Here is a 24,769-nt window from a genome sequence, read left to right as displayed (position 1 = left end):
GCAGACCGTCAGCGCGCATCATGCACGACGCGGCCCGCAAGCAGGGTCAGCACGCACTTTGTGTCCGAAAGGATGGTTTCGGGCGCGGCGGCCAGAAGGTCGTTGTCGAAGACGGCGATGTCCGCCCACTGACCGCGCACGAGCCGCCCTTTCACCCCCTCGGCTTTCTGCGAATAGGCGCCGTATTCCGTATAGGCCTGCAATGCCTCCTCGCGGCTCAGCCGTTCGGATGCCTCCAACACCGTGCCCCTGCCCGTCTGGCGCGTGAGCATCGCGTGCAGGTTCGGGAACGGGTCCGGCGAGCAGACCGGCGAATCCGAGCCGGTCGACGGTTTCAGGCCCATGCGCATCCAGGTGCCGATCGGGTAGGATGACCGGCCGCGCTCCTCCCCGAGCACGGATATGTAGCTGTCGCCGAAATCGTGGATGAAGGCCATCTGCGGCGCAGGCAGAATACCGGCTGCCTTCATGCGCGCATTCTGATCCGGTGTGGAAAAGCCGCAATGCTCGACGCGATGGCGGCGATCGGGATCGGGATTTGCGGCAAGCGCCTTCTCGTATGCCGTGATGAGCTGCTCGATCGCGCCGTCGCCGATGGCGTGGCAGACCATCTGATAGCCGCGGTCGTGGCACGCCTTGACGACCGCCTCGACCTCCGCATCCGGCAGCATCTGCACGCCGATATTGTCCGGCTCGCCCCTGTAGGGCCTCGTCATCCAGGCGGTGCGCCCGCCCGCCGAGCCGTCGAGGAAGACCTTGACGCCGCCGACGCGCAGCATGTCGTCACCGGCGCCGGAAAGAAGGCCCGCGCGCCAGCAATCGTCGACGATGGAAACGCCGGGATCGCCGAGCAGGGTCAACCAGACGCGCACTGGCAGCCGGCCGGAAAGCTTGGCCATCTCATAGGCCTGGATTTCGGCAAAACCGGAGACCTGCCCCACGGCCGCATCCATGCAGCTGGTGATGCCGAAGGAGAGCAGATATCGCCCTGCCCGCTCGATCCCGTCGATCAGGTCCTCGGTCGTTGCCGCCGGCATGGCGGCCCTGACAAGGCTCTGGGCGTTCTCCGCCAGGAAGCCGTTCAGCCGGCCCTCCGTGAGGCCGATTACGCCGCCTTCCGGCACGGCCGTCGCCTCGGTGATGCCGGCAAGCTCCAGAGCGCGGGAGTTGGCGACCGAGACATGACCGCAGGCCCGTGTCAGCAGGACCGGGTGATCGGGGGCCACGCGATCGAGATCGTCGCGCGTCGGGTGCCGCCCGGTGTCGAGCTTGACCTGGTCATAGCCGCGGGCGCGCACCCAGCCGCCCTTCGGCGTCGTGGCTGCGCGGTCGGAAATCCGGCCCAACAGGGCGGCAAGCGTCGGCGCGCTGGCGGGCGTCGCGTCGACCCAGCCCATGGCCATGCCGGTTGCGATGAGATGCAGGTGGTTGTCGATGAGGCCGGGGGTGGCGAAGCGGCCTTCGAGATCGATGACTTCGGTGCGCGGCCCCTTCAGGCCCGAAATGTCCGCATCGCTCCCGTTTGCGAGAACCTTGCCTTGCCACACGGCGAGAGCCTCGCTGATGCCCTCCTCCCGGCCGCGCCAGATCCGGCCATTGATGAGGATAAGATCGGCTTCTATTCCGAGCGCCATTCGCAACTCCCCCATGTCGGTCCCGGACGGGCCGGCACCTATTTCCTCCAGACGCAACGTGGAAGGTTGCAGTTGGCTTGGCCAATTCGCTTTTGGCAACAACCCATGCAGAATCGACATACCTATTTCGATTGAATGACTTATGATCGCGCGCAGCACGCGTGCAGCAAAGGAAGCGGATATGGAGATCAAGTGGCTGGAGGATTTCGTGACGCTTGCCGACACGTCCAGCTTCTCGCGCGCGGCCGAGCTGCGCAACGTGACGCAACCCGCCTTCAGCCGCCGGATCAAGCAGTTGGAGAGCTGGCTGGGCGCGACGCTCATCAGCCGCGCCACCATGCCGGCCGAACTCACGCCCGCGGGGCGCAATTTCCTGCCCGTGGCACAGGAAGCGATCCGCACCTTCTACGCGGCGCGCGAAGTGCTGCGTCTCCCGCACGAGCCGGGCCTCATCCGCTTTGCCGCGCTGCATACGCTGACGGTCACCTTCTTTCCGCGCTGGCTGAAGATGCTGGAAGCGGCGGGTGGATCATTCAGCACCTCGCTCATTCCGGACCGCGGCGGAATCGAAGCGAACCTCGACGCGCTCGTCGGCGACGAGGCGGATTTCTTCCTGACCTATGCGCATCCGGAAGTGCCGTTTCATCTCGATAGCGGGCAGTTTTCCGCGCTGACCGTCGCCCATGACCGGCTGATCCCGCTGGTCGCGGCAGAGATCGTGCTGTCCGGCGATGCGCAGCCGGGACTGAACCTCCTCGACCGCGCCATCGCGCAGCCGCGGCTCGCCATCCCCTATCTCAGCTACGGCTTCAATTCCTTCTTCGGGGTCGCCCTGTCGCGCCTGCTGCTGCGCCGCCCGCCTTTCCGCCGCCGTACGACGCACGAAAACACGATCAGCGCCGGCCTGATGAACATGGCGGTGACCGGCGCGGGCGTATGCTGGCTGCCGGAGAGCCTGGCCCGCGAGGAAATCGATGCGCGCCGCCTCGTGCCTGCCTCTGCCGACGAGGGTTGGAACCTCGACCTCGAGATCCGCCTTTACCGCCACGCAGCGAGCCGCAACCGCAAGGTCGAGGAACTATGGGCGACGGCGCAGCGGCTCCTGGAACCCGCACCCGCCTGATCAGACCTTCACGAAGATCATGGGGACGGGTTCTCCTTCAGCCAGTCGGCAAGGCAGGGATAGATGCGGCCGTTGCGCGCCGGCATGGCGGAGGCCATGCAGAGCGCGTTCAGGACCGCCTCCTGCGTCGTCTCGGCGGCGGCGCGGAAGGCGATGTCGATGTGGCCGTCGGCGAGCCGCACCTGCGTGGCGAACGGCGCGGCGGGTTCATGGTCCACCGGGTCGGCGGTGGTGAAACAGAGGGCGACATCGCCGCTGCCATGGCCCCAGAAGGCACCGAGCCGGGCGATGCCCGCGCCGGCACGCCGCGCGACCCGCTGCAATTGGCGATCTGCCAAGGGAAGATCGGTCGCCATGACGACGATGACGGAGCCGCGCTCGGGATCGGCCGGCGCTCGCGGATCGGGCCGGCGCCCGTCCGGCAGGACGAGGTCTCCCGCCGCGCCGAAATTGGCAAGGACCAGCGTGCCGAGCGTGAAGTCGCGCTTGCCGATCCGCATGCGCCGCGAGGCCGTGCCGATGCCGGCCTTGAATCCGAAGGCGGTCATCCCGGAGCCGGCGCCGACCGCACCCTGCTCCACCGGCCCCGTGCGCGCGGCGTCCAGCGCCGCCTCGGCATCGGCGGGCCTTACGGCCAGCGCCTGAATGTCGCTGATGCTGCCGTCATTGCACTCGCAGACCAGCGCATTGACCGTCGAGATCTTTCGCCCGATCTCCGGATTGGCGGCGATGGCGCGGCGGACCAGCGCTTCGGTGCAGGCGGCAACGCCGAAGGTGTTGGTGAGCAGGATCGGCGTCTCGATCGTGCCGAGTTCGGCCACCTGCATCAGCCCCGCCGATTTGCCGAAGCCGTTGATGACCTCCACCGCCGCCCGCGGCTTCACGCGGAAGACGTCGCCTGCATGCGGGAGGATCGCCGTGACCCCGGTGAAGAGGCCCTCGCCGCGCAGCGACCGGTGGCCGACCGAAACGCCCGCAACGTCGGTAATGGCATTGCCCGGCCCCGGTTCCAGCCTGCCCTTCGGGATCAGCCCCAGTTCCCGTGCGGTCTTCATATCGCCCCTCCCTGTCACGTTACCGTTTCAGTGAACCAGTCAACGGATCTAGAGCATTTCAACGTTTCATAGAAACACTGAAATGCTCTAACCATTTGATCCAACGCACTTCCGGACGGAAAACCGTTACACACTTTTCCCGGTAGTGCTCTAGACCGGAACGCCGGCCGCTTCCAGATAGAGGCCCTGGAGTTTTCGGGTCATCGGACCGGGCTTGCCGTTGCCGACGACCCGGTCACCGATGCGCACGACGGGCATGACGAGGCTGGAGGCGGAGGTCTGGAACGCCTCGGCGGCGCCCTGCGCCTCGTGGGGCGCGAAGGAGCGCTCCTCGATCGCGAGACCCTCGGCGGCACAGAGCAGTGCGAGGGCACGCTGCGTGCAGCCCGGCAGCGTCGCACGCGACGCGGCGCGGGTGAGAATGCGCCCGTCACCGGTGATGACATGGGCCGTGGAAGATGCGCCCTCCGTCACCAGCCCGTTCTCCACCAGCCAGACATCGTCGAAACCGCGGGCGCGCGCCGCCTGCTTCGCCATGACCTGACCGAGCAGCATGGCGGTCTTGATGTCGCGTCGGCTCCAGCGGGGGTCGTCGGCCAGATCGACCGATATGCCGTCCTGCTGAGCCTTCGTGCCGGTCAGCGTCTTCGCCTGCGTGAAGCCGACGAACCGCGGCACCAGCGCGTCGGAATAGAGAAAGTCGCGATCCGCCTCGCCGCGCGAGACCTGCAGATAGACCGTGCCATCCCGCAAGCCGTTGCGGGCGATCAATTCCGCCTGGACGCCGGCAATCTCCCTGCGCGAGAGGGCAAGCGGAATGGCGAGTTCCCTCAGCGAACGTTCCAGACGGCCAAGATGCAGGTCGTTGTCGATCATCCGTCCGCCGATAACCGCCGTCACTTCGTAGACGGCGTCACCAAACAGGAAGCCGCGATCGAAAAGCCCGATGCGGGCCTCCTCCTCCGGCAGGAATTGACCGTGGACATAGACGATCCTGCCCATGTGTTCCCCTTGCTGTGCCTGCTGCCCTGCAGCGCCGCGCCTCTCTGGACGCAAAGGTCGCTGCAAAATCGTCAACTTGCCGCATGTCTCGTTTCACCGGTCCGATGAAAGGAGACATGCGGTCATCACGGAACATAGGAGCGACTTGCCGCGGCTGACCAATTCAATTCGCGCAGCATCCTATGCAAAATTTGCCTGAGATGATTTTCAGTCGGTTGGAGCGGTCTCCTGGTGCAGATCGCCCAAGCGCCTCTTTACCGGCACTGTTTGCGCGGGCCGCCGCTGTAAGGCTGGTAACTGTTGTCTTCCGGGCGGTAGGAGCGGTAGCGGCTGAAGCAATAGGCAACGTGTTCCTGCGTCAGTCTGATTGCCTCGCCATTGTCGGCCCCATTGTCAGCCGAGTATTCCAACTGCGTCGAGGGGTCGTCGGCCTCTTCCGCCTCGATACCGCGCGTTACAGGCGAAATATCCTCCGACGGCCCCCACGCCGCATCCATGTAGGGTGAGTTGCAGGTCCGCCGTCCGCCACTGAAAGATCTGTAGCTGTTGTCGAACGGACGATAACTGCGATAGCGTTTCGCACACCATTCGGCATGAGCGGCGGGTACTGTCGACGCCGTCGGCTGCTCCTGCGCCGGCGGCGGTTGAATTGAAGCGGTGGCCGTCTTGTCCAAAGGCTCCGGGGCGCGTTCCTTTTCGGCCTCGTTGCCCATTGCGGGCGTCTCGGACTCTCTCGAAGCGTTAAGGTCGGACGGGGCGGAGCGGGCGGGCAGTCGCTCGAATTGCTGGGCCGCCCTGTCGACTGCTCGCGGCTGCTTGGTCCATATTTCCGCCTGGTTCACGTCGAGCTGCGGCTGGCGCGCAGGCTTGCCGGTAAGGAACAAGACTGCGACGACCGCTCCGCTCAGGAACAACGCGAGAGACAGGACGAACCCGCCAAATACCGCCAACGCCGTTTTCACTTAAGCCTCCTTCGTCCTTACACGAAGAAATGCAAGGGCTCGGTCTCAAGTTCCGACGATGCCTCAGAATGCTTGAGCTTTCGGATAGTGAGCGGCGGTGCCGGTGCTCCGGTCGACGAAATCCTATGCCGCCTCGGGAATGCGCGCGATGACTTTGATCTCGAAATCGAACCCGGCAAGCCAGTTCACGCCCAGCGCGGTCCAGTTGGGATAGGGTGGAGCGCTGAAGATCTGATTCTTGACGGCCATGATGGTTTCGAACTGGTTCTCGGGGTCGGTGTGGAACGTGGTCACATCGACTATATCGTCGAAGGTGCAGCCGGCCGCATTCAGCGTCGCCCGCAGATTTTCGAAAGCCAGTTGGACCTGGCGCCCGAAATCCGGTTCCGGACTACCATCGGAACGGCTGCCGACCTGCCCGGAGACGAACAGGAGGTCGCCGGAGCGGATCGCGGCTGAATATCCGTGAGCTTCGTACAGGGCATGCCGATCGGCGGGAAAGATTGCGTCGCGTCGCGTCATCTGTTCATTCCTTTTCAACGTTTCCGGCACTGGGTGATTGTGACATCGTTGCCGGCTCTACATACGTGGCGTATGTGAACCAGCGTCCGTAGCGTCTGTCAATTCAAATATACGCGACGTATGTCAAACGCAGTGCCATCTAAATTGTTCGGACGAACTTGGAATAGTCGATCGACCGCTTGCATCCCTGCCCAGACACTCGCTGCAATGACACAAGCGTTTGCCTTATTCGTACCTTGAAAGGGCACGTGCTACGGATTGGCGGCACTCGGGGAGCAGCGGACAACTCAATCCGTTGATCGAGCGGCGAGCTCGAACACATGGTGGTGGATGTGGCCTTCGAACATCTCCAGCAGACCCTTGGTCAGTTCGCGGCTCTCGTAGCGCACCGGCGACTCCAATGCTCGCGCCAAAGCAGCGCGATCATCATAGATGGTGGAGAGGATCATCGCGAAAACCGGTGCCCCTTCGTCCCGGTCGACGGCATGGAGCACCCGGACTTCCCTGACGCCCGGAAAGGCCTGCCACAGAGGCACCAGCTTCTCCTCGACATAGTCGCGGAATGCCTGCTCCCGGCCAGGATGGATGATCCCCTCGAACAGGGCCTGGCGAACGATCATGATATCTTCTCCCGCTTCAATTGACGGTGTTCGGCGCTTTTTCGCCGGCAAAGTGGGCGGCGAGATTTGCAAGCACGAGCTTTCCCATGGCCATGCGCGTCTCGACCGTCGCGCTGCCCTGATGCGGCATGAGCACCGTATTCGGCGTGGCGTGGAATTCGCTTCGGATTGCGGGTTCGTTGACGAAGACATCGAGCCCGGCACCCGCGATCGTTCCGGACCTCAACGCCTCGATCAGGGCCTCCTCGTCGACGACGTTGCCACGCGCGACATTTACCACGATACCCTCGGGACCGAGCGCCTGAAGAAGGGATGCGTCGACGATGTTCTGCGTCGCCGCACTCGCCGCCACGCAGACTGCCAGAACGTCGCTATCGCGGGCGAGATCGACCGGACTCTGATGGGCGATCCAGTCGACGCCGGAAAGCGCGGACCGATTCCAGTATCGCACCGACATGCCGAAGGCCTCCGCGCGCGACGCGAATGCCCGCCCGATCTGACCAAGACCGAGTACGCCGATCCGCTTTCCCTTCGGGCTATGGCCGAGCGGTAATTGTTCGCCCGCGGCCCAGCGGCCTTCGCGCACCAGCCTGTCGCCATCGCCGACCCTTCGCAGGACGGCGAGCATGAGCGCGATACCGAGGTCAGCGACGTCGTCCGCAAGGACACCCGGCGTCGTCGTCACATCGATGTTGCGACTGCGCGCGCGGGCGAGATCCACCTTGTCCGTCCCGACCCCGTTGATTGCGATGATCCCCAGTGATGGAAGCTTCTCCATCCATTCGTTGGAAAGGCCCGCGCCGCCGCCCGTGGCAACCGCGCGGATCGATGGGAGCGCCGCTTCGAGCGCTGGCCGATCGGCGGCCTGGTAAAGCCTGTGAACCGTATAATTCCGCTGCAGTTCGTCCATGACGAACGGCATCATCGGCTCCACGAGCAATAGATCTGGTTTCACGTTTCGAAACTCCAATTACCGGGACGTGGCCATCAGGAGATCTGGCCGAGGAAGAAGCGCGTGCGCTCGTGTTGCGGGGCGCCGAAGAAGGCATCGGGCGGCGCAACCTCCAGGATCTCGCCGCGGTCCATGAAGACGACACGATCGGCGACGCTTCGCGCGAAGCCCATCTCGTGCGTGACGCAAAGCATGGTCATGCCTTCGTTGGCGAGATCCACCATCGTGTCCAGGACTTCCTTGACCATCTCCGGATCGAGAGCCGAGGTCGGCTCGTCGAAGAGCATGATCTTCGGGTTCATGCACAGGGCCCGCGCGATCGCGACGCGCTGCTGCTGTCCGCCCGAAAGCTGCGCCGGATATTTCGCGGCCTGCTCGGGGATACGCACCCGTTTCAGATATTTCATCGCCGTCTCTTCGGCCTCTGCCTTGACGAGACCCCGAACCTTCATGGGAGCCAGCGTGCAGTTCTCCAGCACCGTCATGTGCGGAAAAAGGTTGAACTGCTGGAAAACCATGCCGGTCTCCTGCCGGACCAGATCGACGTTCCGCCCGCCGGCGGTCAGGTCGTGACCGTCCACGACGATCCTGCCCGAATGAATGGTCTCGAGCTGGTTGATGCACCTGATCAACGTCGATTTGCCGGAACCGGATGGTCCACAGATGACGATCCGTTCGCCGCGGCCGACCGCCAAATCGATGTTCTTGAGCGCGTGAAAGGCGTCATACCACTTGTTGACGCCCTCCATGCGGACGGCCGGGTCCGAAGCCTCGCGCGAATCCGGGGGCGAGGCGTTTTCGCGTTCCGTGTTCATCGCGAGGGCTCCATTCTATTTCGCTTCAGTGACGAATTCCGGCAGCGGAGAACCGAGCCACTTCTCGTGGATGGCATTGAGCTGTCCGTCCGCCTTGACCTTGTCGAGGAAGCCGTTGACGAAGTTCAACATCTCGCTCGATCCCTTGCGAACGGCGATACCCTGAACCTGCTGGCTCAGCTGAAGCTTCTGATTGAACCGCCCGGGGGCGGCGGCTTCGATCTGGGCGGCGACGACATTGGATACGCCGATCAGCTCGACCTGTCCGGAAAGGAGCGCTTGCACCGCACTGGCGTCGTCGTCGAAGCGTTGAATGTTGGCGTCCTCAGGGGCAATCTTTGTGGTCGCCGTGTCCTGCGTGCTGGCACGGGCGACGCCGATCGTCTTGCCGGCCAGATCTTCAGGCTTCGTGACGTCCAGGTCGGCGGCGCCGAACACGCCGATCGAAATGCCTGCGTAAGGTTGCGAGAAGTCGACGTTCTTGGCGCGCTCCTCGGTGATGCCCAGCGAGGCGACCAGCAGATCCACCTGGTTGCTCTGCAGGTAGGGGATGCGGTTGGGTCCCGTCACCGGCACGATCGTCACTTCGACTCCGAGCTCCTTGGCAAGCAGCTTCGCAACGTCGGCATCGTAACCATCCGGCTGGTTGTTCGCGTCCATGATCCCGAACGGCGGGAAATCGACCAGCATGCCGATCTTCACCGTTCCGGCCGATTTGATCGCCTCCACCGTCTGCGCTGCGGCGGGCGCCACCAAACCCGCGACAATCGCAGCTCCGAGGACAGATATTGCCATGCGTCTCGAGATATTCATTAGCCCTTCCCTTCTCATATGCCGGCCCTCCCGCCGGCGGGGCCCGTCAACGTGCCGTTGCCCGGGAAAAATGGGTTTCCATCCGGCGTGCGATCAGCGACAGCGGCCAGCAAAGCAGAAAATAGACGGCGGCAACGGTGCCGAAGACCAGAAACGGACTGAACGTCGCATTGTTGATGATCTGCCCTTGTCGGGTCAGCTCGGTAAAGCCGATGATCGATGCGAGCGAGGTGCCCTTTATGAGTTGCACGAGGAAACCGACGGTGGGGGCGACGGCGATACGGGCCGCCTGAGGCACGATCACATGACGCATCGACCGAAAATAGCGCAGGCCGAGCGCTGTCGCCGCCTCGCGCTGTCCCTTCGGCACGGCCTCGATGCAGCCCCGCCAGATCTCGCCCAGGAAGGCGCTGGCGTGGAGCGCGAGCGCAATCGTCGCGGCAATCCAAGGATTGATCGAAAAGCCGAAGATGTTCATGCCGAAGAAGACCAGAAAGAGCTGCATCAGCAGCGGGGTTCCCTGAAAGACCCGGATGAAGCCCGTCGCGGAGAGACGCAGCACTCGCGTATCGGCGACGCGCATCAATGCCACCAGTAATCCGCCGACGCTGCCGCCGGCAAAGGCGATCGCGGAAAGGGCGATCGTCCACTGTGCCGCGGCGACGATGACGAGAAACTCGTTCCAGCCGAAGGCTCTGATCATGACAGTGCTCCTAACGGCCGAGGGGATATTTGAAGGCCATTTTTTCGACCGCGTAAAACAGCGCGGAGAAACCGACCGACAGGGCAAGATAGATCAGAGTGACCGCGATATAGACCTCGAAGCTCGCAAAGGTCGCGGACTGGAGATCGTTGCCGGCCGCAGCCAGGTCATCCGCCGAAATCACCGACACGACGCTGGTATTCAGCATCAGATAGATGAACTGGCTGGTGAGCGCGGGATAGACGGTTCGCAAAGCCGGCTTCATGACGATATAGCGGAAAATCTGGGCCCTCGACAGGCCAAGCGCCCACCCGGCCTCCACCTGTCCCCTGTGAATGGATTCGATCCCGGCGCGGATGATCTCCGTGCCGTAGGCGCCGAAGTTGACCACCAGCGCCAGCAGCGCCGCACTGTTCGGCGAAAGCCTCAGACCAAGCGAAGGCATGCCGAAGAAAATGAAGAAGATCTGCACGAGGAAAGGCGTGTTGCGGATAATCTCGATATAGCCATCGATCACGGTACGCAGGATCGCCGGTCCTGCTGTCTTTCCCCAGGCGCAGAAGACTGACACGACGAGGCCGATCAACATGGCTGCACATGACAGGCGAACCGTGAGCCAGGCGCCGATCAGCAACTGGTCGAAGGACGCGAGCACAGGCGCGAAGTTGAACTCGTACATGCCGGGACCTCCTCCCACACTACCGCCGCCGCACACCGCGCTTCCCGCGATTTGCGTCAGTTAGATCGATCTAAAATGTTTCCTGACGTGCGTCAACCGCAAATGACGTCCGGGATCGGGCGCGATCAGACGGGCCGGCCGCAGGACTGCCGAATGTTCAGCGTCGTATCGTTCACCATGCGCCGCGGCGGCAAATCCGGATTGGCGATGCGCTCGACGAGGAGCAGCGCCGCCTTTTCGCCGATCGCAGTCGGGCCGGTCGAGACCGAGGTCAGTCTCGGCCGGATGGCCTCTGCGTCAGCCACGTCGTCGAAGCCGATCAGCGAGAGATCGCGTCCGATCGTCAGTCCGCAATCGTGAAGTCCTGCGGCAAGGCCAAGAGCGACAAGATGATTGAAGCAGATCACGGCAGTCGGCTGTGCAGCCTTTGCAAACAGAAGGTGGGTCGAGCCGGCGATTTCTCCGAGCTGTGCCGGCAAATGGATCAGGATCTCGGGATCGAAACCCTTTGCCAGCATGGCGTCACGAAAGCCGTCCACGCGCTCCCGATAAGCAGAATGAACCGGGCCGTGGGCGGCGAACGCAATCTTCTCATGACCGAGCGTTGCGAGATAATCCACCGCCTGACGCATGCCGCCGGCATAGTCCACGCCGACATAGTCCATATCGACGGAAATGTGGCGCAATACCTGGACGACGGGCATACCCCACGCGGCCAACTGCTCGGACAGGTCGGGTTCGGTGCCTGCGGCAGGGCAAAGAACGACCCCGTCCACCCCATGTTCGCGCATGCGCTGGAGCAGCATCGACTGCCGCTCCACCCTCTCCCCGCTATTGGCGAGAATGACCACCTTGCCGGTGGCCCCGATAGCTTCCTCGATACCTGAAAGGAGTTCCGCGAAGAACGGATTGGTGAGATTTGGAACGATTGCGCCGATGATCTGGCTGCGTTCGACGCGCAGGCGGGCTGCGCCGATGTTGTAGACATAGCCCAAATCCCGCATCGCCTGCTCGACTCGCGCGCGCGTCTCACTGCCGACCAGCGGGCTCTTGCGAAGAACGAGAGAGGCGGTCGCGCGGGAAACATTGGCATGCCGCGCGACATCCAGAAGCGTGACGCGAGGCTTCTTTCGTTCTTGGAAAGACATTGGATACCGACCGGGTAAAAAAGCGTGGAGAGGACTATAGTCGACGGGCGAACACTAGGGCAAATCGAGCGAAGCTGCGCAACGGTTTCCGCCCGGCGCGGCGCCCGGGAGCCCGCGGCTGACGACATGCTCAGCCAGATTTCGCGGCGATACGCGTGGAGACGCTCAGCGATTCACCCGGCTCGAGAATCCTGAGGCCGCGGGCTTCGGCCTTGCCGGGAAGGTTGAACGCATCGACCGGGTGCGTCACCGGTTCGAAGCAGAAGAAGCCGGCGTCGGCAGCGGGTGAGAAGACGACGTATTGGCGCAGCGCCTCGCTCGCATCCACGTCCGCCACGAGCCCGCGCCTCGGCCAGTGAATGCGGGCCTTGCCGTTCCAGCCGTCGAACCAGTTGTTGATCCATCGCTCCGGCAATGGCTGCGGCCTGCTGAAATCCATATCCGGATGTGCGGCTATGGCATCATGGGCCTTTGGCAGGTGATCGGATTGCTCCAGCCAGACGCCGCGGGCCGGCGCGTGCAGCGTCGTATCCGGCTCGCGCACGAACCAGGGATGAAAACCGGCGCCATAGGGCAGACGGATCCTGGCGCGGTTGACGAGGCTCAGCTCCATCACCAGGCCGGCGTTCTCCAGGCGGTAGGACATCCGCGCGTCGTAGCGGAAAGGCCCCGGTCCCTCTGCCGAAAGGGTGAGCGTGATCGAATCCGCGCTCACGGAGGCAACGTGCCACGCGGCCGAAAAGCCGTTCCCGTGGATCGGGTATGGCTCCGTCTCCACGTTCCGGGGCAGGGCATGAAAGGTTCGGTCAAATGTGAACCCGCCGCCCGAAACCCGGCCGGAAAAAGGAACGAGCAGAATGTTCGAAAGCGCGAAGGGATGCGCGGTGGAGGGATCGACCCTGCGGAAGATCGGTTGCCAGGAGCCATCGTGCAGCACGTCGAATGCCGTCAGCCCGGCGCCGAGATCGGGCCGCAGGACGATGCGTGCATCGCCGTTGGAGAGCTCGATCGCCGGCATCACCAGCCGCCGTCGATCGCGATGTTCTGGCCGGAAATCATGTCGGAGGCCGGCGAGACGAGGAAGTGGACCAGGTCGGCGACGTCGGAGGGCTGGATGCGCGCCTTCAGCGACTGGTTTTCGACGATCCAGTCATTGTACTGTTGCAGGCGGTCGGCAAAGACCCGCTCTTCCGCCTCCGAAACCACCGCGCCCGGCGACACCGCGTTGACACGCACGCCGTGCGGGCCGAGTTCGCGCGCAAGTGCCTTTGTCAGCCCCAGCATCGCGCCTTTGGACGCCACATAGGGCACATAGCCGTCCCAGCGGCCGTTCAGCGTCAGGGAGCAGAAGTTCACGATCTTGCCGTAGCGCTTTTGCTTCATGCCGGGCGCGACGGCCCGAGCAAGCGCGAAAGCCGCCGACGAGTTGACGCGGACCTGGTCCTCGTATTCCTCCAGCGAAAATTCCTCGAAAGGCTTATTGATGATGAGCGCCGCATTGTTGATGAGAATATCGATGCCGCCATGCTCGCGGGAAAGCGTAGCTGCGCGCTTTTCCGCCGAAGCCAGGTCGTTGAGGTCCTCGCCGACATAGATCGCGCTCACACCGTGAGCCGCAGCGACACGCGCCGCGAAGCCTTCCCCGGCTTCGGCCCCGGGCCTGTCGAGCAATATCAAGGCGGCGCCGGCGCGCGCCAGCCGCTCGGCCTGGGCGCGGCCGAGGGTGCCGAGCGCACCGGTAACGAGGGTGGTCTTTCCGGAAAGCTCTGTCATCGTTACCTCACAGAAGCGCGTGAACCTCGTCTATCGACGTCTCGGCGGTCGGCTTGTCGAACACGATCTCGCCGCGTGCCATTGCGACGATGCGGTCGCAGGATTGGAAGACGTGCTGCATGTTGTGCGAGATGAAGATCCCGGTCAGGCCCTGCGCCTTCAATCCGCGCACGAAGCCGATCACCTTGTCGGTCTCCTTGACCGAAAGATGGTTCGTCGGCTCGTCCAGGATCAGCACCTTCGACTTGAAGTGCATGGCGCGTGCGATGGCGACGCCCTGCCGCTGGCCGCCCGAAAGCTCTCCGACCAGCGCATCCGGCGAGCGCAGATGCAGATCGACATCGGCGATGGCACGGATGCTTTCGGCGCGCATGCGCTTCTGGTCCATGATGCCGATGCCGAAGACCGACCATTTCATCGGCTCGCGGCCGATGAAGAGATTGCGGGCGATCGACATGGATGGGACCATGGAATTGTACTGATAGATCGTTTCCAGCCCGTGGCGCATCGCATCCTTGGGGCTGCGAAGAGCCACCTTGCGGCCTTCGATCAGCACGTCGCCGGAATCCTGATGGTGAACGCCCGAGAGAATCTTGATGAGCGTCGACTTGCCGGCGCCATTGTCGCCGACGAGACCGACGGTCTCGCCGGGGTGGATCGTGAGGTCGACATTCTTCAGCGCATGTACGCCGCTGTACCATTTCTGAAGGTTGCGGCATTCGATGATCGGCGTGGTCATTTGTGCGCCTCCACCTTGATCTTGCGGGACATTTTACCCATCCAGGCATTGGCGATGACGGCAAACATGGTGAGAACCCCGATCGCGAACTTGAACCAGTTGGCATCGACACGGGAAAGGACCAGGCCGTTGTCGATCGTGCGGATCAGAAGGGTGCCGATGATGGCGCCGAAGACCGTGCCGATCCCTCCTGCGAGCGCCGTACCGCCGATGACGGCCGCGGCGACCGCCTGCAATTCCAGCCCTTCGCCGATCGACGGCAGCGGCGAACCGAGACGCAGCACCTGAAGCAGTCCCGCAAAGCCCGCCAGTACCGAGCAGAGCATAAAGCAGACGATCTTCACGCGCTTGACCGGAATGCCCATGGAGGCGGCGGCCTCGTTGAAGCCGCCGGTCGCCCGGATCCAGTTGCCGAAATTGGTGAGCGACAGCAGCGCCGCCACGAGTGCGGCAATGACCACGAACCAGAGGAAGGACATGCGGAAGGGCGAGCCCTGCCAGATATAGTCCGTGAAAAGCCAGGTCGGCAGGTCGGACGGCAGAAGCGGGGGAAAACCCCCTGATATAACGATGGTCAGCGAGCGCGCGATGAAGAGCATCCCCAGCGTGGTGATGAAGCTCGGTATCGAGAATTGCAGCGTGACATAACCATTGATGAAACCGATCGCCCCGCAGATCATGAGACCGAGCAGCACCGCGACGGTGAAGGGCACGCCGGAATTCAGTATCACCGCCATCGACATGGGCATCAGCGCAAAGACGGACCCGACCGACAGGTCGAATTCGCCGCAGATCATCAGGAGCGTCACGCCGATGGCGACGAGCGCCATTTCCGGCAGAAGGCCCATTACGCCGCGCATGTTCTCGAAGGAAAGAAGAATGCCGTTCGACTTCGCCTGGAAGACGAGAACGAGGACGATCAGCAGTGCAAGGCCGGCAAGCTCGGGCTTATCGAGATAGATTTTCAGAAATCGCTTCATGGGCTGCCACTCATGGTTCGGCGTCGTGCCTGACCGATCACGACGATCTCAGGTCAGGTGCCTGAGATCGTCAACGCGATCGATTCCGAGAGCTGGGACGGGATGCGGGCGGAAAGCCGCATGAATTCCCCCCGCTCCGGTTTCGAGCTCGGGCAAGACGCCTGTTGCTTATCGGGAGCGCCGGATCAGCGCAGACCCTGCTTCGCCAGTTCGAGGATCGTCGGCACATCCTTCGGCGTGACGATGCCCTGCCCCGTATCGACATCGGAGGGTGTCAGGCCGGCGGTTTTCCAGAGATAGGCCTGCATGACCGGGATGAAGCCCTGCATGTAGGGTTGCTGGTCGACCTGCACCTGAACATAGCCGGCCTCCATCTGCTGCAGCACCTCGGGCACGAGGTCGAAGCCGCCGAGCAGGACCTTGCCGGGCTCGATGCCGCGATCCTTCAGGACCTTGGCGACGCCGGCATGCCAGTAGCCGGTATCGAAATAGGCGGTCGTGTCCGGGTTGGCATTGAGATAGGCGCCGATGCGGTCGGCGGTCAGCGCGAGGTCGGTGGCCGAATCGATGCGGGTGATGTTCACCTCGCGGTCGGAATGCTCGGCCTTGTACTCCTCCAGAAATTTCGTGACGCCGCCGGCGCGCTGCTCGGACCAGGTCTGGCCCGGCGCGTTGACGCCGACCAGCAGGTTGAGCGGGCCCTCCTTCGGGAAGTTTTCCGACTGGGCCTTGGCGAGCGAGTAGCCGGCCGCGGTGAAGCCCTGGCCGATGAAGGCCTTACGGGCGTTGCCCTTGGCGCCTTCGCTGTCATCGACATTGACGGCGAGCACCAGGATGCCGGCGTCGACGGCTTCCTTGATCACGTTGTCATAGGCATTGTTGTCGACGATCGCGACGAAGATCGCGTCCGGCCTGGAGGCGATTGCCGCCTGCAGATTGGCGACGGCCTGCTCGACGGCGCCTTCCGTCTGCGTGAGGATCAACTGGCACGAGGCGCCGACTTTTTCGCAAGCGTCGTCATAGCCCTTCTTGACCGCCTGCCAGAACGTGTTCGAGGCCGACGAATGGCTGACGAAGGCGATGCTGAGACCTTCCGCGCTGGCGGCTGGAGCCATCAGCGTCAGCCCCAGGGCCGTTCCTGCTATCAATTTCCTGATCATGATGCGTTACCTCCCGTTGAACATCGATCATATTGCGGCGGCCGGTCACCCCGTGCCGTCGAAGAACTCCGCCCGCGATCGCGCGATCTCGGGCAAAGATTTCAGAATTTCGCGCAGATGCATGCGCAGCGCCTGCTCTGCCCCGCCGACATCGCCTGCCGCGATCGCATCGACGATCTGCTCGTGTTGTTCGATCAACCGGCCGATCTGCGGGTCGTCAACGCTGAGGAACCGGACGCGGTCCATCTGCGCCTTGACGCTTTCGATGACGCTCCAGGCATAGGCGCGGCCGGCGGCCGTCGCGAGCGTGTGGTGGAAGAGTTCGTCCAGCCGCAGGAACGCGGCGCGATCGTCATGCGGCACCTGCTTCTGGCGAGCGATCTGTTCGCGCAGTTCGTCGACGATCGCCACCTCATGCTCGCCGGCGACCTGGCGCACGATGTCGGCCTCGATCGCCTCGCGCACGAAGCGCACGTCCATGACCGATGCCGTCGAAATCCGCGTCACATACGTGCCGCGTTGGGGCAGCACCTGGACCAGCCCCTCCTCTGCCAGCTTGATGAAGGCTTCGCGAACCGGTTGGCGGCTGATCGAGAGGCTTCTTGCTATCTCGGCTTCGGAAATGCGCGCGCCGGGCACCAGCTCCGCCTGGATGATCTGCTCGCGTAGGATGCGATAGACCTGCGGACCGACAGCTTCGATCGCGGACAGAACGCGCTGCGGTTTGATGTTCTGCATCCGGCCCCCCTCCACGCTCCCGGCAGAATTGGCCTACTACCATACAAGCCGGTCGAACTTCAATCCTTCGAACTGCGCCGCGACACTTCGTATTTCCGGTCGAGATCGAGAGCGAGGTCGACCCCGTGCCCTGCCCCCGGCGGAATGGTGATCATGCCGTTCGTCACAGTGGGCAGCTGCGTCGTAAGGTCGGCATACCAGGTCTTGTAATAGGCACGCACGCTTTCCTGGACGAGCGCGTTCGGAGCATTCAGCGACAGATGCGTCGAGGCTGCGAGCACCACAGGGCCGGTGCAATCATGCGGCGCGACCGGAAGGTGCCAGGCTTCCGCCATGGTGGCGATCTTCTTTGCCTCGGAAATCCCGCCGCACCAGGAGAGGTCGAGCATGACGACCCCGGCCGCATCCGTTTCCATGAGATCGCGGAAGGCCCATCGGGTCGCGAGCGTTTCAGACGCGCAGAGCGGCGCGCGGCTTGCCGCCGCGTAGCGCTTCAGACTGGAGAGCGAGTCCATCTTGATCGGGTCTTCATGCCAGAAGGTGGCATAGGGCTCGAGTGCCCGGGCGATCTGGATGGCGGGCGTCAATTGCCACATGGAGTGGAACTCGACCATGATGTCGATGCGGTCGCCGACGCGCTTGCGGATCTTCTCGAAGGGCTCCAGCGCCTTGCGCAGGTCCGGCCCGGAAATATACTGGCCGCCGCTTTTCTCCGCCGCGATATCGAACGGCCAGATCTTCATGGCAGTGATGCCTTCCGACAGGAGGTCCTCGGCGAGTTCGTCCGCCCGTTCCAGAAATCCGTTCAGGTCGTCATAGTCGCGCCGCGGGCCGCCGATGCCGTAGTTTGCCGTCTGCTGGCCCTTCGCGTCGCGCATATAGGTGTTGCCGGCGCAGGTGTTGTAGGTGCGGATCTCGCGCCGCGAGAAGCCGCCGAGAAGCTGGGCGATCGGCAGGTTCGTCGCCTTGCCGAAAAGGTCCCAGAGCCCGATGTCCACCGCCGAATTGCCGCGCATCTCCGCCCCGGTCGAGCGGAAGCCGAGATAGCCTGTCAGATCCTTGGAGATGCGGTCGATCTCCAGCGGGTCGCGCCCGACGAGTTTCGGGGCCACCACCTCGTGAATGTAGGTTTCCACGGTCTGCGCCATGAAGAAGGTCTCGCCAAGTCCGACAAGCCCCTCGTCCGTGTGGATGCGGACCCAGAGAATATTGGGAAAGTCGCGGACGCGGACCGTTTCTAGTTCCGTGATCTTCATGCTCAATAAACTCCTGCCGCCAAAAGCGCCTTTACCGTCAGATCGAAATGCTCGACCATCGCCTCCTCGCCTTTCGCCGGGTCGCCGTTGGCGATGGCCTGCGCGATGGTCATGTGGCCGTCGATACTTTCCTGCCGCGTCTCATTGCTGGCACGGCTCGCCCAGCCGATGGGCCAGGTATGGCGCGTCACGACATGGAAGGAGCCGACGATCAGCGCGAACATCGGGTTGCGGGACGCCGTGCCGATCGCTTCGTGAAAGGCGATATCGTGATCCATGACCCTGACCGGCTGGTCGAAATCCCGCTGCATCGCTTCGGCAAGCGCGACGATTTCGGCGGCCTCCTTGTCGGTGCGGCGCATGGCTGCCAGCACGACGGTGCGGCGCTCGACAGTCCGGCGGACATCGAAAATCTGCTGGATCGTCACCTGATCGGTATGCACGGCATGGTCGGTCACTAGGGCCAGCACGTCCGCCTTGGGCGCGGCCACCCGCGGACGTCGGCCATTACCGATGTCGATCAGCGTCAGCGCCGCGAGCGAACGATAGGCCTCGCGCACGACGCTGCGGGATACGCCCAGCTTTTCGGCAAAGGCCCCCTCGCTCGGCAACGAATCGCCGACCTGAAGACCGTTCTCGCGAATATGGACCTTCACGGCAGTCACGACGCCGCCCAGCAGTCCATCCGCGCCGGAACGTCCGGATGAGGACTCTTCCTCCGCCTTGAGCTCTATCAAGTTAACCTCCTACCTATCAGATAGGTTTGTGATGACCTGTGAATAGATTCGCCTTCGGCTGTTGTCAACGCCGAATTGCAAAAACTGTTTGGGAGGCGCTAGGGAAGCAACCGCTCGACAGAAGCGGCCTAACGGGCATCGCCCGCCGTATCTGACGCGAAATACGCCGAAAACCGCTGAGCAAGCTCGCCCAGATCGACCATCGCGCGCCGAAGATGCAGCCGCATGATCTCCTGGGCCTTGGTCGCGTCCCCTTCGCTCACAGCCTCGAGAACGCGCCGGTGATCCTCGACCAGCTGGTCGAGTTGCCCCGCCTGTATCGACAGACGGCGGACCCGGTCCATATGCTTCTTGGCATCCGAGATGAAGGCCCAGACTCCGTCGCGGCCCGCGAGGCTGCAGTAAAGCGCGTGCATGCGTTCGTCGCACTCGAAAAACAGGTCGGGGTTGTCCTCGAGGACAGCAAGCTCCTGCTCCTCGATGGCTTGCCGTATGCCGAGCAGGACGCGGCGGTTCGATTGCTGCGCCGCTTCGGCAACGATCGCCAACTCCAGCTGTTCGCGAACGAACTGGGCGGTCCTGACCGCGTCCATGCGGATCGGCGCCACCACGACGCCTGCCCGTGACCGGAGGTCGACAAGTCCTTCCGCACTCAGCCGCGAAAGGGCCTCGCGCACGGGCGTACGGCTGACTCCCAGCAGCCCGGCCAGCGCATGCTCGCCGATCGGTTCGTTCGGCTTCAGTTCGAGCCCGATGATCTTGCGCGAAAGCGTGCGGTAGCAATGCTCCGCGGCCGAGATTTTTATGTCACGCGTCATAAATTGAGAGCCCTATGTATTTTTGCATGCAATCGTTCATCGCAAGCAGATTACCCGGACAACGTTTCGTTTGCTACTCGCCATTGAAGCTCCCTTGACGATTTCTGAAATCTTGCATACAAGAATGCAAACGGGTTTGGGAGGACACCAATGACCAACCGCAAGCGGCAACGTCCCGCAGCGTTGCCTACCGGATTCATGGCGCGGCCATGAGTGCCACGGTTTCCCTGCTCCTCGATGCGAAGGACATCGTCGGCGAGAGCATTCTCTGGTCCGGGGACGAGAAGGCGCTTTACTGGGTCGATATCGTCGGCAAACGCATCCATCGGCTCGAACCCGAAAACGGCCGTCATGACACATGGCCGACCCCGGACTTCGTGACGTCGATCGGCATGCGGGCGGATGGCGGGTTCATCGTCGGCCTCAGCCGCAACGTCTGCCTGTGGACGCCCGGCGGGCCTTTCGAGGCGTTTGCCGTGCCGGAGCCGGATCTGCCGGAAAATCGCCTCAACGAGGGTCGCGTCGCACCGGACGGCTCCTTCTGGGTCGCGACGATGCAGAGCAATCTTGACGCAGGCGGCTCACCGAAGGCCATGGACCGGCAATCGGGCGCGGTCTACCGCATCGATCCCGCCGGTCACGTGTCGCAGCTCACGCCCAACGAATACGGCATCACCAACACCATGGGCTGGACGCGGGACAACCGTTTCTTCTTCGCCGACACGCTCGCAAACGAGATCTACGTGTTCGATTGCGATCTTGCCGCCGGGCGGATCGACAACCGGCGCACCGTCGTGGCCGGCTTCGCCCGCGGCCTGCCGGACGGCTCCTGCCTCGATGCGGACGACCGGCTCTGGAACTGCCGGGTGGCGGGAGGCGCAGCCGTCGCGGGCCTCGACGGAACCGGCCGTCTCATCCAACTGATCGAGCTGCCGGCAAGTTGGCCGACGAGCTGCACATTCGGCGGCAAGGATCTTTCCACCCTCTACGTGACCTCGGCGCGTTTCACCATGACGAACGATCATCTCGATAGGCATCCGCTGGAGGGCGGGCTCTTCGCGGTCGAGGGCGTGGGGCACGGCGTCGAAGAGCCAAAATTCGGGCAGGCGTCCGACAAGTTCCCCTCTGTTACGGAGACAGCGTGATGAGCGATTTCAACGGCAAGAGCATCGTCGTCACCGGCGGCAGCCTCGGCATGGGTCTCGCGTGTGCCCATCGCTTTGCTGCCGGCGGCGGCAAGGTGACGATCGTGGCAAACGACAAGGCTTCGGTCGATGAGGCCGTTGCTTCCATCGGGGACAATGCCGCCGGGTTCGTCGGCGACGTCCGCTCCAAGGACGACATGGAAGCGGCGGTTCAGGCCGCGGTATCGCGCCATGGGGGCGTCGACATTCTTGCCTGCTGCGCCGGCATCCAGCGCTACGGCACCGTGGTCGACACACCGGATGAGGTCTGGGACGACGTTCTCGACATCAATCTGAAGGGCATCTTCCTCGCCTCCAAATTCGCCATTCCCGAAATGCGCAAGCGCGGCGGCGGCGCGATCGTCGCCATCTCTTCCGTGCAGGCCTATGCTTCGCAGGCGGGCGTCGCCGCCTATACGGCGAGCAAAGGCGCGATCAACGCACTCGTGCGCGCCATGGCGCTGGATCACGCCGGGGACAATATTACTGTCAATGCCGTCTGCCCCGCCTCTGTCGATACCCCGATGTTGCGCTGGGCCGCCGATCTGTGGAAAGGCGAGGGCACCGCCGAGGCGACCCTGGAAGCTTGGGGAAGAGGACATCCGCTGGGCCGCGTCGGCAAGCCTTCCGAAATTGCCGAACTGGTTGCCTTTCTTGCCGGCGATAAGGCCCGCTTCATCACGGGCGCCGACATCAAGATCGACGGCGGCGTTCTTTCCAAGCTCGGCATCGTCATTCCAGATTGACCGGAGGTCCGTCATGAAACCGCTTCCCGATTTCCGCTCGAAAGACTTCCTGCGCGCCCATATGCGCGAGATCATGGATTTCTACCATCCGATCTGCCTCAACGAGGAAGACGGAGGCTATTACAACGAATACCGCGACGACGGTTTCATCACCGACCGGAAGACCCAGCATCTCGTCTCCACCACGCGCTTCATCTTCAACTATGCCACCGCCGCGGTGCTCTTCGAGCGCCCGGACTTCGCGGAAGCGGCCGCCCATGGCGTAAGGTATCTCGACGAGGTTCATCGCGATCCGAAGCATGGCGGCTATTTCTGGCTGATGCGCGGCCGCGATGCGGTGGATGCGACGAAGCATTGCTACGGCCACGCCTTCGTCTTGCTCGCTTATGCGACAGCCATGAAGGCCGGAATTCCCGGTATGGATGCCCGGGTTTCGCAGACCTGGGAACTTCTCGAAAGCCGCTTCTGGGAGCCGGACCGCGAACTCTACAAGGACGAAATCAGCCGCGACTGGGGGGCGACTTCGCCCTATCGGGGACAGAACGCCAACATGCACATGACCGAGGCGATGCTGGCCGCCTATGAGGCGACCGGCGAGGTGCGTTACCTGGACCGCGCCGAAACCCTCGCCCGGCGCATCTGCGTCGAGCTTGCCGCCAACGCTCAGGACGTGGTCTGGGAGCACTATCGCGAGGACTGGTCGATCCACTGGGATTACAACAAGGACGATCCGAAGCACCTCTTCCGGCCCTACGGCTACCAGCCTGGCCACATGACGGAATGGACCAAGCTGCTCCTGATCCTCGAGCGCTATCGCCCGCAGGACTGGATCCTGCCGAAAGCCCTCCTTCTCTACGAGACGGCCTTGGCAAAGAGCGCCGATCTCGAATTCGGCGGCATGCATTACAGCTACGGCCCCGACGGCAAGCTCCATGACCTCGACAAATATCATTGGGTCCATTGCGAAACGATTGCGGCCGCGGCCGCGCTCGCCGCACGCACCGGACGGGAGCGCTACTGGCAGGATTACGACAGGCTCTGGCGCTACAGCTGGCGGCACCTGATCGATCACGAATATGGCTGCTGGTTCCGCATTCTCTCGCCCGACGGCGTGAAGCAGAGCGACATCAAGAGCCCTCCAGGCAAGACCGACTACCATCCATTCGGTGCCTGCTACGAAATCCTGCGCGTGCTGGGGGAGGCGCAATAGCAGGGCGACCGTTTCCGGCCAGCGCCGACGGACACGGCCGGCGCCCCGCACCTTAACCTCCGCACCCGACAGCCTGCATTGGAGCCTCCCATGAAGCGACCCAGGATCACCGATATCCGCGCGACCACCGTCACCGTTCCGCTGGAGGCGCCGCTGCGTCATTCCAATGGCGCACATTGGGGGCGGTTCGTCCGTACGATCGTCGAGGTGGAAACCGATGTTGGCATCGTCGGTCTCGGCGAAATGGGCGGAGGCGGAGAGAGCGCCGAGGCGGCGTTCCGGGCGTTGAAGCCCTATCTGGTCGGCCACGATCCCTTCGAGCTGGAAAATCTCCGCTTCATGATCTGCAACCCGACCGCCAGCCTCTACAACAACCGCACCCAGATGCATGCCGCCATCGAGTTCGCCTGTCTCGACATCATGGGCAAATTTCTCGGCGTGCCGATCTGCGATCTCCTCGGCGGGAAGATGCGCGATGCGGTTCCTTTTGCCAGCTACATGTTTTTCCGCCTTCCCAACAAGGACACCGGCGAAGGCGAGACGCGCACGGCCGATCAGCTCATCGAGCAGACGCTGGCGCTGAAAAAGAAGTGCGGATTCACCTCGCACAAGCTGAAGAGCGGCGTCTTCGCGCCGGATTACGAGCTGGAGGTCTTTCGCGCATGGGCGAAGGCCCTCGGTCCCGACAGCGTCCGCTACGACCCGAACGCGGCGTTCAGCGTCGAGGAGGCGATCCGCTTCGCTAAGGGCATCGAGGATCTCAACAACGATTACTACGAGGACCCCACCTGGGGGTTGAACGGCATGCGGCGCGTCCGCGAGAACACGACCATGCCGCTCGCCACCAATACCGTCGTGGTGAATTTCGAGCAGCTCGCCGCCAATATCCTCAATCCCGCCGTGGACGTGATCCTGCTCGACACCACCTTCTGGGGCGGCATCCGCCCCTGCGTGAAGGCGGCGGGCGTCTGCGAGGCCTTCCAGCTTGGCATCGCGGTGCATTCATCGGGCGAACTCGGCATTCAGCTCGCCACGATGCTGCATCTCGGCGCGGTTCTCCCGAACCTCGTCTTCCACGCAGATGCGCATTATCACCAGCTGACCGACGATATCATCGTCGGCGGCCCGATGCGCTACGAGAACGGTGCCATCAAGGTACCGACGGCGCCCGGTCTCGGGGTCGAGCTCGATCGCGACAAGCTCGGGCAGTACGCCGACCTTCATAAGACGCTCGGCGGCTATCCCTACGACCGCGATCCCTCCCGCCCCGGCTGGTTTTCCGTCGTCCCGAACACCCGATGGGCGGATCCCAACGACGATCGCGCCGTCGATTACTGAGGCTGCACCCGGGACCTATTCGCAACCTCACCGAAATGGAACCCATCCTGCCGAGACCTGAT

Annotated in this window: 26 protein-coding genes; 5 read left to right on the top strand and 21 right to left on the bottom strand. The window is 63.3% G+C overall.

The window, feature by feature from the left end:
- Positions 1-8: 8 nt before the first annotated feature.
- A complete protein-coding gene (locus N0Q91_RS21350; RefSeq protein ID WP_275598661.1) occupies positions 9-1,634 on the bottom strand; it encodes an amidohydrolase in 1,626 nt (541 codons plus the stop codon).
- Positions 1,635-1,815: 181 nt separating this feature from the next.
- On the opposite strand from N0Q91_RS21350, the gene N0Q91_RS21345 reads away from it, so the two are divergent.
- Positions 1,816-2,757, top strand: coding sequence for a LysR family transcriptional regulator (locus N0Q91_RS21345; RefSeq protein ID WP_275598660.1), 942 nt, complete (start codon positions 1,816-1,818; stop codon positions 2,755-2,757).
- A 17-nt stretch (positions 2,758-2,774) separates the two neighbouring features.
- Here the strand turns inward: N0Q91_RS21345 and N0Q91_RS21340 are convergent, their stop codons facing one another.
- From N0Q91_RS21340 to N0Q91_RS21245, 20 genes are all read right to left on the bottom strand, one after another.
- Positions 2,775-3,812, bottom strand: coding sequence for a DmpA family aminopeptidase (locus N0Q91_RS21340; protein WP_275598659.1), 1,038 nt, complete (start codon positions 3,810-3,812; stop codon positions 2,775-2,777).
- Positions 3,813-3,962: 150 nt separating this feature from the next.
- The gene (locus N0Q91_RS21335; protein ID WP_275598658.1) at positions 3,963-4,814 is read right to left on the bottom strand and encodes a D-amino-acid transaminase; all 852 of its coding nucleotides are present in this window, start codon (positions 4,812-4,814) and stop codon (positions 3,963-3,965) included.
- 254 nt (positions 4,815-5,068) lie between these two features.
- A complete protein-coding gene (locus tag N0Q91_RS21330) occupies positions 5,069-5,776 on the bottom strand; it encodes a BA14K family protein (RefSeq protein WP_275598657.1) in 708 nt (235 codons plus the stop codon).
- 123 nt (positions 5,777-5,899) lie between these two features.
- Positions 5,900-6,298: a RidA family protein gene (locus N0Q91_RS21325; RefSeq protein ID WP_275598656.1), complete on the bottom strand. Its 399-nt coding sequence runs from the start codon at positions 6,296-6,298 to the stop codon at positions 5,900-5,902.
- Between the two features lie 287 nt (positions 6,299-6,585).
- Complete coding sequence (locus N0Q91_RS21320; RefSeq protein ID WP_275598655.1) at positions 6,586-6,918, bottom strand: antibiotic biosynthesis monooxygenase; 333 nt, start codon at positions 6,916-6,918, stop codon at positions 6,586-6,588.
- 16 nt (positions 6,919-6,934) lie between these two features.
- On the bottom strand, positions 6,935-7,843 hold the full coding sequence (locus N0Q91_RS21315) for a 2-hydroxyacid dehydrogenase (RefSeq protein ID WP_275598688.1): 909 nt from the start codon (positions 7,841-7,843) through the stop codon (positions 6,935-6,937).
- A gap of 62 nt (positions 7,844-7,905) precedes the next feature.
- On the bottom strand, positions 7,906-8,685 hold the full coding sequence (locus N0Q91_RS21310) for an amino acid ABC transporter ATP-binding protein (protein WP_275598654.1): 780 nt from the start codon (positions 8,683-8,685) through the stop codon (positions 7,906-7,908).
- 15 nt (positions 8,686-8,700) lie between these two features.
- Positions 8,701-9,498, bottom strand: coding sequence for a transporter substrate-binding domain-containing protein (locus N0Q91_RS21305; RefSeq protein ID WP_198516857.1), 798 nt, complete (start codon positions 9,496-9,498; stop codon positions 8,701-8,703).
- 46 nt (positions 9,499-9,544) lie between these two features.
- On the bottom strand, positions 9,545-10,201 hold the full coding sequence (locus N0Q91_RS21300) for an amino acid ABC transporter permease (protein ID WP_275598653.1): 657 nt from the start codon (positions 10,199-10,201) through the stop codon (positions 9,545-9,547).
- A 10-nt stretch (positions 10,202-10,211) separates the two neighbouring features.
- Complete coding sequence (locus N0Q91_RS21295) at positions 10,212-10,880, bottom strand: amino acid ABC transporter permease (RefSeq protein WP_100674071.1); 669 nt, start codon at positions 10,878-10,880, stop codon at positions 10,212-10,214.
- Positions 10,881-11,005: 125 nt separating this feature from the next.
- Entirely contained in the window at positions 11,006-12,028 is a 1,023-nt protein-coding gene (locus N0Q91_RS21290; RefSeq protein ID WP_275598652.1) for a LacI family DNA-binding transcriptional regulator, read from the bottom strand.
- A 130-nt stretch (positions 12,029-12,158) separates the two neighbouring features.
- The gene (locus N0Q91_RS21285; RefSeq protein WP_275598651.1) at positions 12,159-13,046 is read right to left on the bottom strand and encodes an aldose 1-epimerase; all 888 of its coding nucleotides are present in this window, start codon (positions 13,044-13,046) and stop codon (positions 12,159-12,161) included.
- Entirely contained in the window at positions 13,046-13,801 is a 756-nt protein-coding gene (locus N0Q91_RS21280; protein WP_275598650.1) for an SDR family oxidoreductase, read from the bottom strand. The genes N0Q91_RS21285 and N0Q91_RS21280 overlap by 1 nt, the downstream gene beginning before the upstream one ends.
- Before the next feature lie 7 nt (positions 13,802-13,808).
- Entirely contained in the window at positions 13,809-14,540 is a 732-nt protein-coding gene (locus N0Q91_RS21275) for an ATP-binding cassette domain-containing protein (RefSeq protein WP_275598649.1), read from the bottom strand.
- Positions 14,537-15,520 (bottom strand): ABC transporter permease, encoded by a 984-nt coding sequence (locus tag N0Q91_RS21270; RefSeq protein ID WP_102764352.1) that lies wholly within the window; start codon positions 15,518-15,520, stop codon positions 14,537-14,539. The genes N0Q91_RS21275 and N0Q91_RS21270 overlap by 4 nt, the downstream gene beginning before the upstream one ends.
- A 185-nt stretch (positions 15,521-15,705) precedes the next feature.
- Positions 15,706-16,680, bottom strand: coding sequence for a sugar ABC transporter substrate-binding protein (locus N0Q91_RS21265; protein WP_102762023.1), 975 nt, complete (start codon positions 16,678-16,680; stop codon positions 15,706-15,708).
- A 45-nt stretch (positions 16,681-16,725) separates the two neighbouring features.
- The gene (locus N0Q91_RS21260) at positions 16,726-17,418 is read right to left on the bottom strand and encodes a GntR family transcriptional regulator (protein WP_102762022.1); all 693 of its coding nucleotides are present in this window, start codon (positions 17,416-17,418) and stop codon (positions 16,726-16,728) included.
- A gap of 59 nt (positions 17,419-17,477) precedes the next feature.
- Entirely contained in the window at positions 17,478-18,674 is a 1,197-nt protein-coding gene (locus N0Q91_RS21255) for a mandelate racemase/muconate lactonizing enzyme family protein (protein ID WP_275598648.1), read from the bottom strand.
- 2 nt (positions 18,675-18,676) lie between these two features.
- The gene (locus N0Q91_RS21250; RefSeq protein WP_275598647.1) at positions 18,677-19,411 is read right to left on the bottom strand and encodes a FadR/GntR family transcriptional regulator; all 735 of its coding nucleotides are present in this window, start codon (positions 19,409-19,411) and stop codon (positions 18,677-18,679) included.
- A 128-nt stretch (positions 19,412-19,539) separates the two neighbouring features.
- Complete coding sequence (locus N0Q91_RS21245; protein ID WP_275598646.1) at positions 19,540-20,229, bottom strand: GntR family transcriptional regulator; 690 nt, start codon at positions 20,227-20,229, stop codon at positions 19,540-19,542.
- A gap of 209 nt (positions 20,230-20,438) precedes the next feature.
- Here N0Q91_RS21245 and N0Q91_RS21240 point away from each other — a divergent pair, with 209 nt between their 5' ends.
- The 4 genes from N0Q91_RS21240 to N0Q91_RS21225 all read left to right on the top strand — a co-directional run bounded on the left by N0Q91_RS21240 (position 20,439) and on the right by N0Q91_RS21225 (position 24,707).
- A complete protein-coding gene (locus N0Q91_RS21240) occupies positions 20,439-21,374 on the top strand; it encodes an SMP-30/gluconolactonase/LRE family protein (RefSeq protein WP_275598645.1) in 936 nt (311 codons plus the stop codon).
- Positions 21,374-22,159: an SDR family NAD(P)-dependent oxidoreductase gene (locus N0Q91_RS21235; protein ID WP_275598644.1), complete on the top strand. Its 786-nt coding sequence runs from the start codon at positions 21,374-21,376 to the stop codon at positions 22,157-22,159. The genes N0Q91_RS21240 and N0Q91_RS21235 overlap by 1 nt, the downstream gene beginning before the upstream one ends.
- Before the next feature lie 13 nt (positions 22,160-22,172).
- Complete coding sequence (locus N0Q91_RS21230) at positions 22,173-23,369, top strand: AGE family epimerase/isomerase (RefSeq protein WP_102762017.1); 1,197 nt, start codon at positions 22,173-22,175, stop codon at positions 23,367-23,369.
- A gap of 90 nt (positions 23,370-23,459) precedes the next feature.
- Positions 23,460-24,707 carry an enolase C-terminal domain-like protein gene (locus N0Q91_RS21225; RefSeq protein ID WP_275598643.1) on the top strand — a complete coding sequence of 416 codons (1,248 nt, stop codon included), beginning with the start codon at positions 23,460-23,462 and terminating at the stop codon, positions 24,705-24,707.
- The last annotated feature ends 62 nt before the right edge of the window (positions 24,708-24,769 follow it).

It is taken from the genome of Sinorhizobium prairiense (assembly GCF_029201645.2).
Classification (GTDB): domain Bacteria; phylum Pseudomonadota; class Alphaproteobacteria; order Rhizobiales; family Rhizobiaceae; genus Sinorhizobium; species Sinorhizobium meliloti_A.
Note: the sequence above shows the minus strand (reverse complement) of the source record. Positions and strands in the feature narration are given on the sequence as shown.

Excerpts from the sequence above, each read along its gene's own strand:
- N0Q91_RS21350 (WP_275598661.1), bottom strand. The coding sequence starts at position 1,634 with ATGGCGCTCGGAATAGAAGCCGATCTTATCCTCATCAATGGCCGGATC.
- N0Q91_RS21345 (WP_275598660.1), top strand. The coding sequence starts at position 1,816 with ATGGAGATCAAGTGGCTGGAGGATTTCGTGACGCTTGCCGACACGTCC.
- N0Q91_RS21340 (WP_275598659.1), bottom strand. The coding sequence starts at position 3,812 with ATGAAGACCGCACGGGAACTGGGGCTGATCCCGAAGGGCAGGCTGGAA.
- N0Q91_RS21335 (WP_275598658.1), bottom strand. The coding sequence starts at position 4,814 with ATGGGCAGGATCGTCTATGTCCACGGTCAATTCCTGCCGGAGGAGGAG.
- N0Q91_RS21325 (WP_275598656.1), bottom strand. The coding sequence starts at position 6,298 with ATGACGCGACGCGACGCAATCTTTCCCGCCGATCGGCATGCCCTGTAC.
- N0Q91_RS21320 (WP_275598655.1), bottom strand. The coding sequence starts at position 6,918 with ATGATCGTTCGCCAGGCCCTGTTCGAGGGGATCATCCATCCTGGCCGG.
- N0Q91_RS21315 (WP_275598688.1), bottom strand. The coding sequence starts at position 7,843 with ATGATGCCGTTCGTCATGGACGAACTGCAGCGGAATTATACGGTTCAC.
- N0Q91_RS21310 (WP_275598654.1), bottom strand. The coding sequence starts at position 8,685 with ATGAACACGGAACGCGAAAACGCCTCGCCCCCGGATTCGCGCGAGGCT.
- N0Q91_RS21305 (WP_198516857.1), bottom strand. The coding sequence starts at position 9,498 with ATGAATATCTCGAGACGCATGGCAATATCTGTCCTCGGAGCTGCGATT.
- N0Q91_RS21300 (WP_275598653.1), bottom strand. The coding sequence starts at position 10,201 with ATGATCAGAGCCTTCGGCTGGAACGAGTTTCTCGTCATCGTCGCCGCG.
- N0Q91_RS21295 (WP_100674071.1), bottom strand. The coding sequence starts at position 10,880 with ATGTACGAGTTCAACTTCGCGCCTGTGCTCGCGTCCTTCGACCAGTTG.
- N0Q91_RS21290 (WP_275598652.1), bottom strand. The coding sequence starts at position 12,028 with ATGTCTTTCCAAGAACGAAAGAAGCCTCGCGTCACGCTTCTGGATGTC.
- N0Q91_RS21285 (WP_275598651.1), bottom strand. The coding sequence starts at position 13,046 with ATGCCGGCGATCGAGCTCTCCAACGGCGATGCACGCATCGTCCTGCGG.
- N0Q91_RS21280 (WP_275598650.1), bottom strand. The coding sequence starts at position 13,801 with ATGACAGAGCTTTCCGGAAAGACCACCCTCGTTACCGGTGCGCTCGGC.
- N0Q91_RS21275 (WP_275598649.1), bottom strand. The coding sequence starts at position 14,540 with ATGACCACGCCGATCATCGAATGCCGCAACCTTCAGAAATGGTACAGC.
- N0Q91_RS21270 (WP_102764352.1), bottom strand. The coding sequence starts at position 15,520 with ATGAAGCGATTTCTGAAAATCTATCTCGATAAGCCCGAGCTTGCCGGC.
- N0Q91_RS21265 (WP_102762023.1), bottom strand. The coding sequence starts at position 16,680 with ATGATCAGGAAATTGATAGCAGGAACGGCCCTGGGGCTGACGCTGATG.
- N0Q91_RS21260 (WP_102762022.1), bottom strand. The coding sequence starts at position 17,418 with ATGCAGAACATCAAACCGCAGCGCGTTCTGTCCGCGATCGAAGCTGTC.
- N0Q91_RS21255 (WP_275598648.1), bottom strand. The coding sequence starts at position 18,674 with ATGAAGATCACGGAACTAGAAACGGTCCGCGTCCGCGACTTTCCCAAT.
- N0Q91_RS21245 (WP_275598646.1), bottom strand. The coding sequence starts at position 20,229 with ATGACGCGTGACATAAAAATCTCGGCCGCGGAGCATTGCTACCGCACG.
- N0Q91_RS21240 (WP_275598645.1), top strand. The coding sequence starts at position 20,439 with ATGAGTGCCACGGTTTCCCTGCTCCTCGATGCGAAGGACATCGTCGGC.
- N0Q91_RS21235 (WP_275598644.1), top strand. The coding sequence starts at position 21,374 with ATGAGCGATTTCAACGGCAAGAGCATCGTCGTCACCGGCGGCAGCCTC.
- N0Q91_RS21230 (WP_102762017.1), top strand. The coding sequence starts at position 22,173 with ATGAAACCGCTTCCCGATTTCCGCTCGAAAGACTTCCTGCGCGCCCAT.
- N0Q91_RS21225 (WP_275598643.1), top strand. The coding sequence starts at position 23,460 with ATGAAGCGACCCAGGATCACCGATATCCGCGCGACCACCGTCACCGTT.